A 14,642-nucleotide genomic window follows, 5' to 3' on the forward strand; every position below is an offset into this window, starting at 1 on the left:
GCTTGAGAGAGATGCTGCTGCAGGCCTTGCTGAAACCCTTGTCGAACCTCCTGACGAAGCTTCCTCATGACCTCTCCGATCGTTCGTTTCGCGCCTTCGCCGACCGGCCGCATTCACATCGGCAATGCGCGCGTCGCGCTCTTCAATTTCCTCTTTGCCGTCGCTCACCATGGACGATTCGCGCTACGGTTCGATGACACCGATTTCGCGCGGTCCAGCGCGGAATTCGCGCGCGCGATCGAGATCGATCTCGCCTGGCTCGGGATCGTTCCCGACGCCGTTTTCCGGCAGTCGGAACGCGTCGCGCTTTATGAGGCGGCGGCGGAGAAGCTGCGCGGCCTGGGCCAGCTCTACCCTTGCTATGAGACGCCGGATGAGTTGGAAAAGCGCCGCAAGATGCAGCAGGCGCGCGGCCTGCCGCCGGTTTACGATCGCGCCGCCCTGCGGCTGACGGCGGCCGAGCGCGCGGCCTTCGAGGCGGAGGGTCGACGCCCGCATTGGCGCTTCAAGCTCGCGCCCGGCGTCGTCGAATGGAACGATCTCATTCGCGGCCCCTCCCATATCGACGCGAGCGCCCTCTCCGATCCGGTGCTGATCCGCGAGGACGGCAGCTTCCTTTACACGCTGCCCTCGGTCGTCGACGATATCGACATGCGGATCAGCCATATCATTCGCGGCGAGGACCACGTCACCAACACCGCCGTGCAGTTGCAGCTTTTCGCGGCGCTTGCGCCCCAGGCCGCGGCGCCGGTCTTCGCCCATCACAATCTTCTCGTCGGCGCCGGCGGCGAAGGCCTCTCGAAGCGCACGGGCTCGCTTTCCATCGCCTCGCTGCGCGAAGAGGGCTATGAGGCGCTCGCCGTCGCCGCGCTCGCGACGCTCACGGGCTCCTCCGACAATATTCACGCCGTGCGCTCGCTGGGCGAGCTGGGGAAGAGTTTCGAGCTGTCGCATGTCTCGCGCAATCCCGCGCGCTTCGATCCCGCCGACCTCGCGACGCTGACGCATCGCACGCTGGCGCTTTTCGAATATGAGGACGTGCGCGAACGTCTCGAAGCGCTGACGATCGTCGGGCGCAAGGCGGAGCCGCTCTGGCGCGCGGCGCGCGGCAATCTGTCGCGTTTCGACGATATTCTCACGTGGTGGCGCGTCGTCGAAAGCGAAATCGAGCCGATGCGCGAGGACGAAAGCTTCCTGAAGGACGCCGCGCAACTCTTGCCGGCGGAGCCATGGGACGAGGCGACCTGGGCGGCCTGGACGAGCGACGTCAAGATCGCGACGGGACGCAAGGGCAAGGCGCTCTTTCATCCTCTGCGGCTCGCGTTGACCGGCCATGAAGCCGGGCCAGAGCTGGCGGCGCTGCTGCCGCTCATCGGCCGGGCCAAAGCGCTGGCGCGGCTTACTGGCGGATAAAGGCGAGACGCCGATGACCTATTTGAGCGACATGCGGGATTTCATCAACGCCGCAGGCTTCATCATCGACGTTGCCGGCGTCGCGATCATTCTGCTGGGCGTGACCATATCGAGCCTCGCCTATCTCGTCGCTGTGATGCGCGGCGGCGACGCCTTCCGCCTCTACCGCAAGAATGTCGGCCGATCGATCCTCTTAGGTCTGGAGTTCCTCGTCGGCGGCGACATCATCCGAACGGTCTCCGTCGCCCATCCGGGACTCGCCGACGTGCTGACGCTCGGCCTCATCGTGATGATCCGCACCGCGATGAGCTTCGCGATGGAAGTCGAGCTCGAAGGCCGCTGGCCCTGGCAGGCGCGCAGCTTCGGCGAGACGCCGCCCGGCGGCGAGGATAAGTCCGCCGGCGCTTAGAGCGCTTCCCGATCACAGGGAATCATGTGATCGAGAAGGAATCGCTCAAAATCAAAATATTGGAGCAGGTTCTCATCGAAAAAGTCTGTCAACTTTTTCGGAACCTGGTCCAGCCTATCCCCGCAGCACGGCGACGCCGAACAGATAGGGATGCAGGAATAGCAGAAGGACATAGATCGCCGTGCCGGCCCCGAGGGCGATGGCGTCGCCGCGCGTGAAGGCGTCGAGCCGCGGCGCGCCCGCGTCGCCGCGCCTTTTCACCGAGATGCGGTCGAAAACGCCCCAGGCGAGAAAGGAGCCGAAGAGGATCATGCCGCCGAGATCGCCGTTGACGAGGAGATGGGCGAGCGCCCAGCTCTTGACCGCGACGAGCGTCGGATGGCGCAGCCACCCCCTGATGCGCCCCGGCGGCGCGCGGCGGCTCGCCAGCGCGACGAAAGCGAACCAGACGAGCGGCATGGCGACATGGCGACCCCATGACGGCGGCGTCCACACATAGATCAGCCCCTCGGCGCGATAGCGAATGAAGCCGACGATGATGAGGAGGAGTCCGATCGCGGCGACGAGCGCATAGGCGCGCTTATAGTTCTGGAGCCCGTAGCGCTCGATCAGCCCGGCGCGGGTCTCGCGAAAGGCCGCGAGCGTATGGACGCCAAGAAAAACGACAATGCCGAGAATGAGAACAAGCATGGCTTTCCCCGAAAACAGAAGCTAAAAGCAGCGCGCCTGCGCCTCCGCCTGGGCGCGGCGCAATTCGTCGAGCATATCGCGCGCGGCGCCCGTGTTGCGCATCAGCGCGCCGAGCTGTCCCGCCTGCTGATCGACGCTCGCCACCGTCTCAGCGGCGACATAGCGCTCATAAGGGAGGATGCTGGCGATGACGTCGATCGAGCAGGAGCATTGATCGAGCGAGAGCCGCGTATCGCCATTCGCCTTCATGCAGGCGAAGACATAGTCGGCGCGCGCCGAGGTCGGATAGTCGTTGAGGTCGAGCGCATGGGCGGAACGCGCGCCGAGCGCAAGCGCGCCGCAAAACAAGAGACTGTATACTCCGCGCCGCATTCTCGCCTCTCGCGCCCTGCCCGGCGCAACCTATCGCAAGCCCCGCGCCAGCGCCAAGAAGAAGCAAAGGCGGAAGCGAAAGCGAAGCGAGAATACCATCTTGATCGCCGCGCGGAAGACGCGCAACCTGCGACCCCGTCGCCGCGTCCGCTGGCGCGAAGCTTGCGGGCGCGGCGTTCGAGCCTGACGCGACTGGATGACGCGGCGCCTTCCAGCCCTCACGCCAGATGGGAGGACGGCATGTTCAAATCTCTTCGCTTGGCTTTTCTCCTGCTTTTGCCCGCGCTCGTCGCCGCGGCGCCGGAAGCGCGCGCCCATCGGGCGCTCGACTGGCGGCAGGAGGCCTGCGTTCTGAAGGTCGGGCCGGATTTCATGTATTTGACCGGCTATCAACCGGCGACCTCGCGAAAGACGTTTTGCGAGGATATTCCGACGGCGGGCGACACGATTTTCGTGCTCGACTACGCCCAGGAGGAGATGCGCGCGATGACGACGGATTTCCGCATCGTGCGCAATGTCGGCGAAGCGCAGGAGGAGGAGCGCCTCGACGCCGTCACCGTCGCCTATCTGCCGCCCCACGTCTATCCGGCGGGGACGCTCGAGTTCGAGCATGTCTTCAAGGAAGGCGGCGACTATGTCGGCATCGTCACCATGGACGGGCCGCATGGCGAGCATTGGGTCTCGCGCTTCCCCTTCACCGTCGGCGGGCGCTCTTTCATCGCGCGCGCGCCCTATGTTCTGCTGGCGGCCGCGGCGGCCCTCGCTCTCCTGCTGGCGCTCGCCTGGGGCAAGCGTGACGAAAGCGCGCCGCACGCCTAAACGGATCGCCGCGCCGACCGTCATAGCGCCGTCAATTTAGGCGGGCATAGCATGCATCGAGCTTTCCGATGCGTATGCGTAATGGAGAGTTCAAACGCCGGGCCGGAGGTACGTCCGGCGTTTCTTTTTTTAAGGCCCCTTCATCTTTTCGGCCTGCGCCGTAGCGACGCCCGCTCCGCTCCCCATCTTATAGCTGCCTGAAATATTGGCGTTTCTTGCCCAGCTCGCCTCCCCGGCTCGCGGGGCCAGTTGAAATTAAGCTGGCAGATGCTTATTGGCGCTCCAAACGTCAAGAGCGAGATCGTTCTTGATGGAAACGCCGCGCGCTTCCATTAAGAACGTGAATCTCGCTCTTATTTAAAGAGATAGAGCAGGATTCACGTTTGAAATGGAAGCGCGATGCGAGTTTCCATTTCAAACGATCCTGCTCTAGCATCAGGAAGCGCAAATGATCGGCCGTCTGAACCATGTCGCCATCGCCGTAGACAGCGTCGAAAAGGCTTCCGCCGTTTACCGCGACACGCTCGGCGCAAAGGTCTCCGAACCGGAGAATATCGCCGAACATGGCGTCACGGTCGTCTTCGTTGAGCTGCCCAACACCAAGATCGAGCTTCTCGAGCCCTATGGCGAAAATTCGCCGATCGCGGGTTTCGTCGCCAAAAATCCCACCGGCGGCATCCATCATATGTGCTATGAAGTCGACGACATTCTCGCCGCGCGCGACAAGCTCGCCGCCGCCGGCGCGCGGGTGCTGGGAGACGGCGAGCCGAAGATCGGCGCCCATGGCAAGCCCGTCCTCTTCCTGCACCCCAAGGACTTCTGCGGCGCGCTGATCGAACTCGAACAGGCCTGACGCCATGCCCTTTTCCCTGCCTCTGGCGGCGGTGATCTATCTGACGATCTGGTGGATCACGCTTTTCGCCGTGCTGCCGCTCGGCGTGCGCTCCCAGGACGAGGCCGGCGAAGCGCGGCCCGAGGGCGCCGACCCGGGCGCGCCGGCCGCCCCGCAGCTCTTGAAGAAAGCGGCGCTCACGACGGCGATCGCGGCGGTTCTGTTCGGCCTCGTCGCGCTCGTCGCCAAAGTCATGGACTGAGCGGGGAAGCCGCGCGCCGGCGGGGTTGACCCGCCTGCCGCCGGCCGGTAGTTGATCGCGAGACGCGGCGGGAAGAAGGGCCGCGCGGCCGAGCGGACCGACCCGCTTCGTCGAATTCGACGGCAAAAGGCCGCCGCTTCTGGAGCGAGCGCGTAGCTCAGTCGGTAGAGCACCTGACTTTTAATCAGGGGGTCCCGGGTTCGAGCCCCGGCGCGCTCACCAACAAAATCAATTGCTACGATTGTCGTCACTCGGACGTCCGGGGGAACGCGCCACCTCTTGCGCAGACTGGGACGGGAAGGAGTTCGGCGTCGACATGGGCTTTGACCATTTGCAGACGCCGACGTAAGTCGCCAGCAGCAGCCCAACAGTGGCGCCGAACAGCGTCGCTCCGACAAGCGCGACAAAAAGGCTCTGAAGCCGTGGAGCCTGTTCGTCGTTCATTGGGCATTTTCCTTTTCGCCGGCCTCCGCGCCGGCGCAACCGGCGGGCGGAGCCATGGTCTTATAATTAACTGCTGCGTTCTAGCTTGGCCAGCGCGCACCGCATTCTTCCTGGGGTTTCACGCGCGACTTCGGGCCAAGAGATGGACGAAGCCCATGCGCTGCGCGGCCAGCCGATAGGTTGCGGATAGAGCCATCCAGCTCGTCGACGACGGTCAGAGGAGAATTCGCGACTTTATATATTTTCCTGCGGAAATTGTCCCGCCTGCGCCTCTAAACAATTGTTAATTATGCCTGTGCCTTTAGTCACGGGTCCCTGGTTCAAGCCCCGGCGCGCTCAACAAAGAAATCAAAAGTTACGAGCGCTTGCGCTTCGCCAGCGCCGGCCACGCCGAGTTTGGTAAGCGGAGGTCAGCAGAATCAAAATCCCGCCGCTGCGTCATTTCCGCGAGCGGGCGCCATGAATAGAACGACCGCGCTAAGAAGCGCGCGCCTTGAAGGCGGCGCCTAGAGCGTCCGCGGCATAAATTGCGTCCATCAGATTCGCGGCCGTCACCTCAAAAGGTTCGTTATGCGCACTCTCGCCCGCGGCGACAGCGCGTTCGGCGATCGCCCACGCCTTATCTCGCGTCAACTGTTTCAGCCCGAGCTCGGCAAGCGTCAACGGCAAGCCGACCGAGAGACAAAAACCCATCGTCTCATCGACCAGAGCGCTCGGCCTTCCTTCCAGCACGAGCTGCGCCAGCGTCCCGAAGGCGACCTTTTCGCCATGCAGCCGATCATGCGTTTCCGGCGCGGCCGTCAGCCCGTTGTGGACCGAATGCGCCACTGCGAGTCCGCCCGACTCGAATCCAAGCCCGGAGAGAAGCGTGTTGGCTTCGATGATCCGTTCCAGCGCGGGCGTGATCGAGCCGGCCCGCGCCGCGGCGACGGCCGCCGTTCCGTCTTTGAGGAGCGTTTTATAGCAGAGCTCCGATATCGCGGCGGCCGCGATCGTGCTCAAACCCCCGACGACGTTCTTCCGATGCGCGCGGATTGTCGCGTCCGCTTCGAAATAGGTCGCCAGCGCGTCGCCCATTCCTGCTATCAGCAACCGGACCGGCGCGCGCGCAATGACGGCGCTGTCGACGAGAACGAGATCTGGGTTGCGTTTGTAATAAAGGCATTTCTCAAAAACGCCGTCTTCGGTGTAGACGACCGAAAGCGCGCTGCAGGGCGCATCGCTTGACGCCGTCGTTGGACAACAGGCGACTGGCAGATCAAGTTCGCAAGCGACAGCCCGAGCCGTATCGAGCGCCTTGCCTCCGCCGACGCCAATGATAATGGAGGCTGCGACTCTGCGCGCCTCATCCTTGCCCCGGGAGATCTCGGCGAGGGAGCATTCGCCGCCAAAATCTAAAACGTCGAAGCTCATTCCGCTGGCTGGGAAGGTCTCGCGCCAAACTTCGCTCAAGAGATCGCGCGGACTGCGGCTCGCGATCATCAGCGCCTTGCCTGAAAAGCCCAGCCGTTTTAGCTCCGAGGCCAGCGCCCTCGTCGCGTCTCGCCCCTGAACGTAACGCGCGGGCGAGCAGAAAACATTGAGCATGGGTCGTCCTTGTCTCTGGCGGGAGTTCAAATCCGACCATAATGATTCTGAATTGCGGGCGCAAAACGCGCCGCTGACACTGACCGAGAGTCGGACGATGAGAGCCCCGCGCGAATGCGCGCGTCATGCAGCGCTTGTAAAGTCATAACGTCACGCCGCGATTGGTCGCCGGTCATGACGCAGGCGATCCTAGCAAGTGCGGCGCGGACCCCCGGCCAGCCATTTCGCGTCTCATCGTCAAACAATCGCGCCGAAGACTTTCCCGATGCCGGCGGTGAGAGCCATCGCCAACGCGCCCCAGAATGTCACGCGGACCGTGGCGCCGATAACATTCGCCCCGCCTGCTTTTGCCCCGATGGCGCCCAGAAGAGCGAGAAAGCCCAAAGACGCGGCGGGGACGATGGGAATGATCTCGCGGTCAGCCGATACGATGACCATCAGCAATGGCATAGCGGCGCCGACGGAGAATGACGCCGCCGACGCCAGCGCCGCTTGCACAGGATGCGGGGTGGCGATTTCCGAAATTCCGAGTTCGTCGCGCGCGTGTGCGCCCAGGGCGTCCTTCGCCATCAACTGTTGGGCGACCTGCCGCGCAAGGACCGGATCAATGCCGCGCTTGACATAGATTTCGGCAAGTTCGTCGAGTTCGGCCTCGGGGTCGTCGTTCAGTTCCTTGCGTTCTCGCGCGAGATCGGCCTGTTCGGCGTCGGATTGCGAGCTGACGGACACATATTCGCCAGCGGCCATCGACATGGCGCCCGCCACCAGTCCCGCGACGCCAGCGATCAATACGGCGCTCTCGGTCCTATCGGCCGCCGCAACGCCGAGTATCAAGCTCGCGGTCGAAACGATGCCGTCGTCGGCTCCGAGCACCGCGGCTCTTAGCCAGCCGATACGTCCCACCAAATGGTCTTCTGTGTGCAGTCGCAGACGACTCATCCGACGCTCCAATTCCAAGATCAAATCCGCCCAAGCGGCATGAGAACGACAGAAACGATCAAGATGGGCCGATCACGCGCCGCCGCGCCCGTAACATAGCCGTGTCCGCTAATGCGTCCACTAAAACCGCCGCGTAAAACGATCATGAAGAGAGGATGAGCAAAGTTAAAGCGTCGCCGCCAAGACGACGTCGTCGGCGTCGACTAGGGCGAAGGAGTTTCGCCGCGCTTCGCGCTTCTGGCAGCGTTCGAAAGAAAATGCGTCTCTGCAATCGTTCGTCGAGAGGGGAACAATCTCACAGCGCGCGAGGTTGAACGAATGGTGAGGCTGAGAACTTTGAAAGGACGAGAAAGTGAAATTCGCTTACCTCTCCATCGCAGGGGCCGCGTTTCTGTTCACAACGGATTTCGCTCTGGCATGTAGCAAGGGCGAAGCATCCTATTACAGTCTTAGCGGTCCAACGGCGAGCGGCGGCCGCGTTGAAGACTTCACCGCCGCGCACCGGACTCTCCCTCTCGGATCGTTGGCGCGCGTAACCAATATCAAGAATGGCCGCACGCTGATCTTGAAGATCAATGACAGGGGACCCTATGCGGAGGGCCGCATCATTGACGTCTCCAAAAACGCCGCAAAGGCTTTGGATTTCATCAACGAGGGCGTGACCCAAGTGCTGGTGGAAGAGATCTCGCTTAATTCAAAAGCCTGTTAGTCAAGGGTCGCGTTACTCTCCGGCAAAGGTGCGCTTGTTGGAGTGATTATCATTTATCATCTCCCAAGCGACGCCTTTGCCTTTCGCTTTCTCAACCGCGCCCTTCTCATTGTCGTCGCATCGGGAACATTCGCATAGGCGAGGCGTTCACTGAACGTCAACTCGACATCCGGGAGGAAATAATGAGTATGCAAGCAGAAGCGACGCTGAAGAATCTCGCCCAAGTGAGCCGCGATGGCGAGAAAGGTTTCTCCGCCGCGAGCGAAGCGGTGAAAGACGAAAACTTGAAGCAGCTATTTCAACGGGCTTCCGCGCGATGCGCAGAAGGAGCCCGGGAGCTTGACGAAGAAATCGTCAAGCTCGGCGCCATGCCGGATTCGGGCGGATCCGTTTCTGGCGCGCTCCATCGCGCCTGGACCAATTTGAAGGCCGCGGTTACGGGCGGCGATGACAAGGCCATTCTTGAAGAATGCGAGCGCGGCGAGGATGTCGCGAAAGCCGCCTACCAACATGCGCTCGAAGAGGATTTGCCTCCTCCGTTAGCGACGATCGTCCGTCGCCAGTATCAGGGCGTCCGTGAAAATCACGATCTCATCAAGCGCTTGCGCGACGCCGCTTAGAGCGGCGCGTTTAGGCCGTAGAGAAATATGGAAGAGCGCGGCCCCATCGGCGGTCGCGCCTTTTTTCTTCCGGTCCACGCCGATCGCGCCAATGTCGCCAGCTGTGGCAGATATGGCACATCAGCCGTGAAACGGCGCAAACACGCCAGCCAAGAGAAGGTTCCAATTGCGAAAATCCTCTCGCCTTGCTCAGTTGCGCTCCAGCCCATCGAGATTCGCTCCGTTAGCGGCGAGGACTAGCAATGGCCAACAAATTATTGACAGGCGCCGTTATGACGCTGGCGCTCGCAGCGGGATCCGCGCTCGCCGCCGATTTTCCCTCCCATAAGGCTCCGCCGGCCTATATTCCGCCCCCGCCGACATGGACGGGTTTCCATGTTGGTTTGAATGCGGGGGGCGCATGGAGCGCGAGCACGACGACCAATTTCGTTTCGACGCCGTTTCTCATCAATGGCGCCGGTAATGTCCCGTGGGCGGCGGCGGCGGCGATCGCGGGTTCAGGCGGCGTCTCGACAAACGCCGCCAGCTTCATCGGCGGCGGCCAAATCGGCTATGATTGGCAGTTTAGCGGCGGCTTGCTTGCCGGAGTCGAGGCTGACATTCAGGGCGTCGCCGCAGGCAACAACAATACGGCCCTAACCACGCTGGCGCCCACGCCCTTGACGGCGCAAGGGCTCAATCTGTTAACGAGCGTGACGAGCAGCAAGGCGCTCGATTATCTGGGCACCGTGCGCGGACGGCTCGGCTATCTCATAACGCCGACCCTGCTTGCCTATGCGACCGGCGGACTTGCTTATGGCGGAGCGACGTCGACGACCAGCTTCTTCCAAACCGTGCCCAACGACTTGCCCGGTTTCTTATTGCTCGGCGCCAGTCAGGGGCGATATGCGCAAACGCGGGTCGGCTGGACAGTCGGCGGAGGATTGGAATGGATGTTCTGGCCGCAATGGAGCGCCAAGATCGAATATCTGTTCTATGATCTCGGCTCCGCCGCCTATCCTGTCGCGGTCACCGCTGATTGGCAGCTTTCAGATTTATTGGCGGCCAACGCCACGCAAGCGCGCACGCGCTTCGACGGCCATATCGTCCGCGCCGGCGGGAACTATCATTTCAACTGGGGGGACCCGCCCATCGTCGCGAAATATTGATCTGTCGCGAGCGGGCCGAGCTCTCTCGAAAATTGCGGTCCTGGAGCATTCGCGTGCTGGCGTCCGACGCATTTTCCTTCGCCTTGCGCGCGCGCCGATCCATCCTGCCGCGCGTGCTTGCGCTCGCCGTCCTTGTCGCGTCGGCGCCGACGCGCGCCGAGCCTCTCGTCGCGACGCCGGTAGATCGCGCCGCCATCGAGGCCTGCCTCAAGCTCGTCGACGAGAACGGCCAGAAGCAAGCTCAAAAGCCCGACGCCGACGAGACGCCGGGAGCGATCGGCCGTCTGGCCGCAGCGGCGAAGGAGGCCGCGACCGAATCGGAAAGCTGCGTCGGCGCCGTCACGATCCCCTGCCAGCAGGAGCCCGGCGGCTATTCCACGGCGGGCATGGTCGCATGCAATACGCGGGAATGGGCAGCGTGGGACGAACGCCTCAATCGCGCCTATCGCAAGTCGCAGGAGAACGCGTCTTCCAAATTGGCGACGGCTATGCGGGAGGCGCAGCGCGCCTGGCTGCAATGGCGCGAAAAGAGATGCAAGCTGCCGGAAATCGAAAACGAGGGCGGCACGATCGTCGGTCCCCTCTATACAAGCTGCATGCTCGATACGACGGCGCGACAGGCATTGTGGCTGGAGAGCCGGCAATAGGAATGCGCCTCGAAAGGCGCCCAGCCTGCGCAAGCGCCCGGCCCGCTCGGGGCGCCTGGAACATGAATCTCGCTTAAATAAGGGAGTAGAGGGCGCGCGGCCGCCGCGCGCGTCTTTTGCATCGGTCGCGCATGCGAAAGCGCCCGCAGGGAGCCATAGATGTCGGGATCGACCGAAATTCCAGTCAAATTCGTCTTGCCAAACGGCATAATCGTGCCGGCCGGGTCGCCGGCGTCCAAATATGTCGACGCCAGCCCCTGCGTCGAACTCGGCTTCTTTTTCTCCGAGGACGCCTTCGACGGGAAAATGCACGATATACAATTCGAAACGCAGCTCGCCCTGATTGACACCGGCGCAAGCCATATCATGGCGGCGCCGGATCTGATCAGAAGGCACGGATGCCGCAGACAGCCGACCGGGCGCAACCTGCGCATCAATACCGATATTGAAGCGAAGCAATTTGACGCGCTTCTCTACTTGAAAGAAAGCCGGACGATTTTATCGACGACCGTCTATGAGCATAATGTGCATAAGGCGGTGCCCCAATGCAGCATCATCCTCGGAAGAGTGTTTCTCGAAAAATGCGTCATCGCCTGGAACGGCCCCAAACATACGATAAGCATCAAATATATTCACAATCGGGAATGAGGTTGGACGTTTAGCTTCTCTTGAAATATGCGGCGCCCCGACGGCCGATTGCGCCGTAGGCCGCCTCGGCGTACACTGCATGCGTTCTGAAGCCTTGCTGAAAAGGAGCGGGATATGAACCGCTCGGGCGCCGCCATCGCATTTCTGTCAGCGACCATGATTCTGATTGTCTTCGCGGCGCCGTCCGCGATGGCGAAGTCGAAACGAGTGAGCGGATCGAACTGCAGCTCTGATTGGGTGAACAATGAGAGCGCCATGCAGTGCTTCATCAAGGGGGAAGAAGAAGCCCGCAACGGCGTCAAACACCCGCATTATGTAGCTTGCGGCGGCGGCGACATCTTCTGCTGCACGAACAATGACCGCGGCGACGTGGATTGCGAAGCGCTCGCCGTCGCGCGGCCGCCGTCGAGGAACGTCTTGATTCGCGCGATCCTCGCCGCCCAGAAAAATCGCCGAGCGACCGCCCGTTAAAGACTCCCAGCGCGCCTGATCGAGCCATCAGAGCACGATGACGCCGGCGCCCCATTGATAATGCCCGTCCGCTTTCGCGTCGAAATCGCCGCGCTCGATATAGTCCTGAACGGCCATCATCACTTGTTCGATTTCCGCGTCCGTCGGCGCGTCCCAGATCGCTTCGGCGCTGCGTTCGCCATCGGCGATGGCGTGGATCGCCGTCGCGATCGCGATATGCGTTTTTCGGTCGGCGGCCCAGCGCGGATCGACGCGGGGAAGGCCGTCATTGCTATCGGTCATGTCGCCTCCCGGCGCTGGGCGCGCGCCGACTCGGAACGTTGGGCGGCGCGGCGAAGAATGCGGAGAAAACTGGGCCCATCGGCCAATTCGCCGTGCAGATACAAAAAGCGCGCCGCTCTTAGAACGCAGGGGTCGCTAAGACGCATGCGCGGCGCGCGACGCCTCCAATAGAAAAACCCCCGCTTGCGCGAGGGTTTTTCAGTCTTGGCCAGGACGGCGGGCGCGTCGAAGGGCGTTGATGCGCCTAAGCAATCCTAGCCGAGACGTTATGTATCCTAACTTTATAGCGTATGCAAGCCAGGCTCGTTAAAGAACGGGATCGCGCCCACCCGACAGTCGGGCGCGCCAATGCTCTCGAAACGCGCGCCAGGAGTCCTCGTCCTGAAAAACCGCCTCCGCGAACCATTCGATGGTCGCGACCCCCTCGGGCCAGTCATGGCCTTCATGGCTCCAATGAAGCGCCGGCCAGCGCGGGTTGCGCATAAGCCGACCCTCGCCGTCGCGAGACGAGGGACGCCCCAAATAGTCGCTGAGCCAGGCGACGACCTCAGGGCGGAAAGCGCAGGCGAAAGACAAGCCATGGCGATTTTGTCGCTGCGGCGAACGCAGTAGATGCTGCTCGATCATGGCGAAAGCGGACGGCGCCGCGCCGGATTGAAATTCCCGCATGATGAGCAGCCTGAAGCCCTTCGCGGTCTCCTCGACCGGGATGGCGTGAATGGCTGTCGCCTCTCGATGTTTCATTTCGCTGCGCAGATTGAGCAAGCCCCATGGCGCGGCGATCGCTGCGCGGTCGCCGCTTTTTCGGCATGCGCGGCGGTGCGACGAATGTGCCAAGCCCGTTTCCCGCGCGATCTTACGGCAAAGAATAAGGAGGCGCGGCCATGTGCGCGCGCGCACCAAGCATCAGAGGACAAGGAACGGCGCCGCCGCGATGGCGTTTTTCTTGGTCGCCTGCGAGCGACTGATTGAAGATGGCCAGATTCAATAAATGACTTAACGCAACAGGCATGGAGTGAAATTATGTTCAGGAAACTCATCGCCGCGGCGATCGCCGCCGCATTCCTCTCGGTCCCCATCTCGTCCGCCGTCGCCGGCGAAAACGGCTGTTGCCAGAAAGGCACGCCCGGCGTCTGCGGCGCCCCGGTCACTGTGCTGGGAAAGAAGACCTGCACCTTGGGCTGGTACAAGGTCGTCTGCACGACGAAATGGAACGACTGCAAAAAGAAGGATTGGATGCTCTCCGGTCCGAAGCTGAAGGCCCGGTGAGAGGCGCCTTCCTAAAAAACGTCCCGCTCATTCACGGGCGGGGCGTTTATCCGCTTGCGATATGAAAAGCCCGGCCTTTTGGGCCGGGCTTCCAGGATGCGACTTAGTCGGTCGATCAGTATTTGGCGACGACCGGGGGCGCGCCCCAGTTGAAGTGATAGTTCAGGCCGGCGCGGACGATGTTGCCATTGAAGCGCGTGCGGGCCTGTCCTGCGTTGAAGAAAAACAGCGTACCAGCATTGTTCACCGAAGGCAGCGTGAAATTCTGTGTGACACTGCCGAGATCGTAATAAAGATATTCCACCTTAGCGGACCAGCTCGGCCAGAACATCCACTCTAGGCCGCCTCCAGCCGTCCAGCCAACGCGCGTATCCGAGAATGAAGTTGCGCCGAAGAACCCGGGCACCGCGGTTTGGTTAGCGAACGCCTGGACGATATTAGTATTGGTCTGCACGCCTCCATAGGCGAGACCGCCCGTGCCATAAGCAAGCAGGGTCGGCGTAAACAGCCAGCCGAGGCGTCCGCGCACCGTTCCAAGATAGTCCAGACTTGCGCTTGCCTGATTAAATGAGACCGCCGTTATAGGCGCGAAACCGCTAACTGGAAAAGCCCCAGAGGTCGCGCCACGATTACTGCTGGCCGCAATGCCCTGAATGTCGGCTTCGACGCCTGCAACGAAACTGTTGTAAAACTGCCAATTGTAGCCGATCTGGCCGCCGCCGATGAAGCCGTCGCTCCGGGCCGGGATCAAGCTTGTCGCCGCGAAGGCGGAGGCGAAGGAGCCGGGCACGGCGCCGCCAAGACCCGAAGCGTTGAAGACCGGAAATGCCACCGTGCTGATGTTGGAGCTATTGCTCCAGGTATAGCCCGCGTTCAGACCGACGTAAAAGCCCGTCCACAGCGGCGGAGGCGGCGGGGGCGGCGGCAAAGGCGCCTTGTAGTGCGGAAGATCGGCGGCCACGGCCGTCCCGGCCATTAGCGCTAACGCCATGGCGGCGAAAATCGGTTTCCTCATCGACCTGCTCCTAAACGTCCAAATCGGGTTGCCTTGGAAATCGGGTTGCCTTGGGAGGAGTCCCTG

The 14,642-nt window shown here is 62.2% G+C and carries 20 protein-coding genes and 1 tRNA gene; 13 read left to right on the forward strand and 8 right to left on the reverse strand.

The annotated features are described in order from the left end of the window. The first annotated feature begins 66 nt into the window (after positions 1–66). Positions 67–1,413: a glutamate--tRNA ligase gene (gene gltX, locus V3H18_RS04765; protein WP_332080780.1), complete on the forward strand. Its 1,347-nt coding sequence runs from the start codon at positions 67–69 to the stop codon at positions 1,411–1,413. Between the two features lie 13 nt (positions 1,414–1,426). Beyond that, a complete protein-coding gene (locus V3H18_RS04770) occupies positions 1,427–1,822 on the forward strand; it encodes a DUF1622 domain-containing protein (RefSeq protein ID WP_332080781.1) in 396 nt (131 codons plus the stop codon). A 114-nt stretch (positions 1,823–1,936) separates the two neighbouring features. Here V3H18_RS04770 and V3H18_RS04775 read toward each other — a convergent pair whose 3' ends face one another. Next, entirely contained in the window at positions 1,937–2,512 is a 576-nt protein-coding gene (locus tag V3H18_RS04775; protein ID WP_332080782.1) for an NnrU family protein, read from the reverse strand. Positions 2,513–2,533: 21 nt separating this feature from the next. Continuing rightward, positions 2,534–2,884: a hypothetical protein gene (locus V3H18_RS04780; protein ID WP_332080783.1), complete on the reverse strand. Its 351-nt coding sequence runs from the start codon at positions 2,882–2,884 to the stop codon at positions 2,534–2,536. A 240-nt stretch (positions 2,885–3,124) separates the two neighbouring features. Between V3H18_RS04780 and V3H18_RS04785 the strand changes: the two genes are divergently transcribed. The 4 genes from V3H18_RS04785 to V3H18_RS04800 all read left to right on the forward strand — a co-directional run bounded on the left by V3H18_RS04785 (position 3,125) and on the right by V3H18_RS04800 (position 5,019). After that, a complete protein-coding gene (locus V3H18_RS04785) occupies positions 3,125–3,703 on the forward strand; it encodes a hypothetical protein (protein ID WP_332080784.1) in 579 nt (192 codons plus the stop codon). Positions 3,704–4,151: 448 nt separating this feature from the next. After that, positions 4,152–4,556, forward strand: coding sequence for a methylmalonyl-CoA epimerase (gene mce, locus V3H18_RS04790; RefSeq protein WP_332080785.1), 405 nt, complete (start codon positions 4,152–4,154; stop codon positions 4,554–4,556). A 4-nt stretch (positions 4,557–4,560) separates the two neighbouring features. Next, positions 4,561–4,797, forward strand: a complete 237-nt coding sequence (locus tag V3H18_RS04795) for a DUF1467 family protein (RefSeq protein ID WP_332080787.1) — start codon at positions 4,561–4,563, stop codon at positions 4,795–4,797. Between the two features lie 146 nt (positions 4,798–4,943). After that, a tRNA-Lys gene (locus V3H18_RS04800) sits at positions 4,944–5,019 on the forward strand. Positions 5,020–5,025: 6 nt separating this feature from the next. On the opposite strand, the gene V3H18_RS04805 is transcribed toward V3H18_RS04800, so the two are convergent. The 3 genes from V3H18_RS04805 to V3H18_RS04815 all read right to left on the reverse strand — a co-directional run bounded on the left by V3H18_RS04805 (position 5,026) and on the right by V3H18_RS04815 (position 7,767). Continuing rightward, on the reverse strand, positions 5,026–5,241 hold the full coding sequence (locus tag V3H18_RS04805; RefSeq protein ID WP_332080788.1) for a hypothetical protein: 216 nt from the start codon (positions 5,239–5,241) through the stop codon (positions 5,026–5,028). 477 nt (positions 5,242–5,718) lie between these two features. Then, positions 5,719–6,828, reverse strand: coding sequence for a glycerol dehydrogenase (locus V3H18_RS04810; protein ID WP_332080789.1), 1,110 nt, complete (start codon positions 6,826–6,828; stop codon positions 5,719–5,721). A 237-nt stretch (positions 6,829–7,065) separates the two neighbouring features. After that, positions 7,066–7,767: a VIT1/CCC1 transporter family protein gene (locus tag V3H18_RS04815; RefSeq protein ID WP_332080790.1), complete on the reverse strand. Its 702-nt coding sequence runs from the start codon at positions 7,765–7,767 to the stop codon at positions 7,066–7,068. Positions 7,768–8,119: 352 nt separating this feature from the next. On the opposite strand from V3H18_RS04815, the gene V3H18_RS04820 reads away from it, so the two are divergent. The 6 genes from V3H18_RS04820 to V3H18_RS04845 all read left to right on the forward strand — a co-directional run bounded on the left by V3H18_RS04820 (position 8,120) and on the right by V3H18_RS04845 (position 12,010). Beyond that, positions 8,120–8,476, forward strand: a complete 357-nt coding sequence (locus tag V3H18_RS04820) for a septal ring lytic transglycosylase RlpA family protein (RefSeq protein WP_332080791.1) — start codon at positions 8,120–8,122, stop codon at positions 8,474–8,476. Positions 8,477–8,658: 182 nt separating this feature from the next. Beyond that, positions 8,659–9,096, forward strand: coding sequence for a PA2169 family four-helix-bundle protein (locus tag V3H18_RS04825; protein WP_332080792.1), 438 nt, complete (start codon positions 8,659–8,661; stop codon positions 9,094–9,096). Between the two features lie 242 nt (positions 9,097–9,338). Further along, a complete protein-coding gene (locus V3H18_RS04830; protein ID WP_332080793.1) occupies positions 9,339–10,244 on the forward strand; it encodes an outer membrane protein in 906 nt (301 codons plus the stop codon). A 53-nt stretch (positions 10,245–10,297) separates the two neighbouring features. Continuing rightward, a complete protein-coding gene (locus V3H18_RS04835) occupies positions 10,298–10,891 on the forward strand; it encodes a lysozyme inhibitor LprI family protein (protein ID WP_332080794.1) in 594 nt (197 codons plus the stop codon). Between the two features lie 159 nt (positions 10,892–11,050). Next, entirely contained in the window at positions 11,051–11,539 is a 489-nt protein-coding gene (locus V3H18_RS04840; RefSeq protein WP_332080795.1) for a hypothetical protein, read from the forward strand. 114 nt (positions 11,540–11,653) lie between these two features. After that, positions 11,654–12,010, forward strand: coding sequence for a hypothetical protein (locus V3H18_RS04845; RefSeq protein WP_332080796.1), 357 nt, complete (start codon positions 11,654–11,656; stop codon positions 12,008–12,010). A gap of 27 nt (positions 12,011–12,037) precedes the next feature. Here the strand turns inward: V3H18_RS04845 and V3H18_RS04850 are convergent, their stop codons facing one another. Together V3H18_RS04850 and V3H18_RS04855 are read right to left on the reverse strand one after the other, a co-directional pair. Continuing rightward, complete coding sequence (locus V3H18_RS04850) at positions 12,038–12,292, reverse strand: hypothetical protein (protein WP_332080797.1); 255 nt, start codon at positions 12,290–12,292, stop codon at positions 12,038–12,040. Positions 12,293–12,598: 306 nt separating this feature from the next. Next, positions 12,599–13,036, reverse strand: coding sequence for a hypothetical protein (locus V3H18_RS04855; RefSeq protein ID WP_332080798.1), 438 nt, complete (start codon positions 13,034–13,036; stop codon positions 12,599–12,601). 279 nt (positions 13,037–13,315) lie between these two features. Between V3H18_RS04855 and V3H18_RS04860 the strand changes: the two genes are divergently transcribed. Continuing rightward, the gene (locus tag V3H18_RS04860; RefSeq protein WP_332080799.1) at positions 13,316–13,561 is read left to right on the forward strand and encodes a hypothetical protein; all 246 of its coding nucleotides are present in this window, start codon (positions 13,316–13,318) and stop codon (positions 13,559–13,561) included. Between the two features lie 115 nt (positions 13,562–13,676). Here V3H18_RS04860 and V3H18_RS04865 read toward each other — a convergent pair whose 3' ends face one another. Next, positions 13,677–14,576 (reverse strand): outer membrane protein, encoded by a 900-nt coding sequence (locus V3H18_RS04865; protein WP_332080800.1) that lies wholly within the window; start codon positions 14,574–14,576, stop codon positions 13,677–13,679. Between the last annotated feature and the right edge of the window lie 66 nt (positions 14,577–14,642).

Origin of the sequence: Methylocystis borbori (assembly GCF_036576025.1) — a bacterium.
Classification (GTDB): domain Bacteria; phylum Pseudomonadota; class Alphaproteobacteria; order Rhizobiales; family Beijerinckiaceae; genus Methylocystis; species Methylocystis borbori.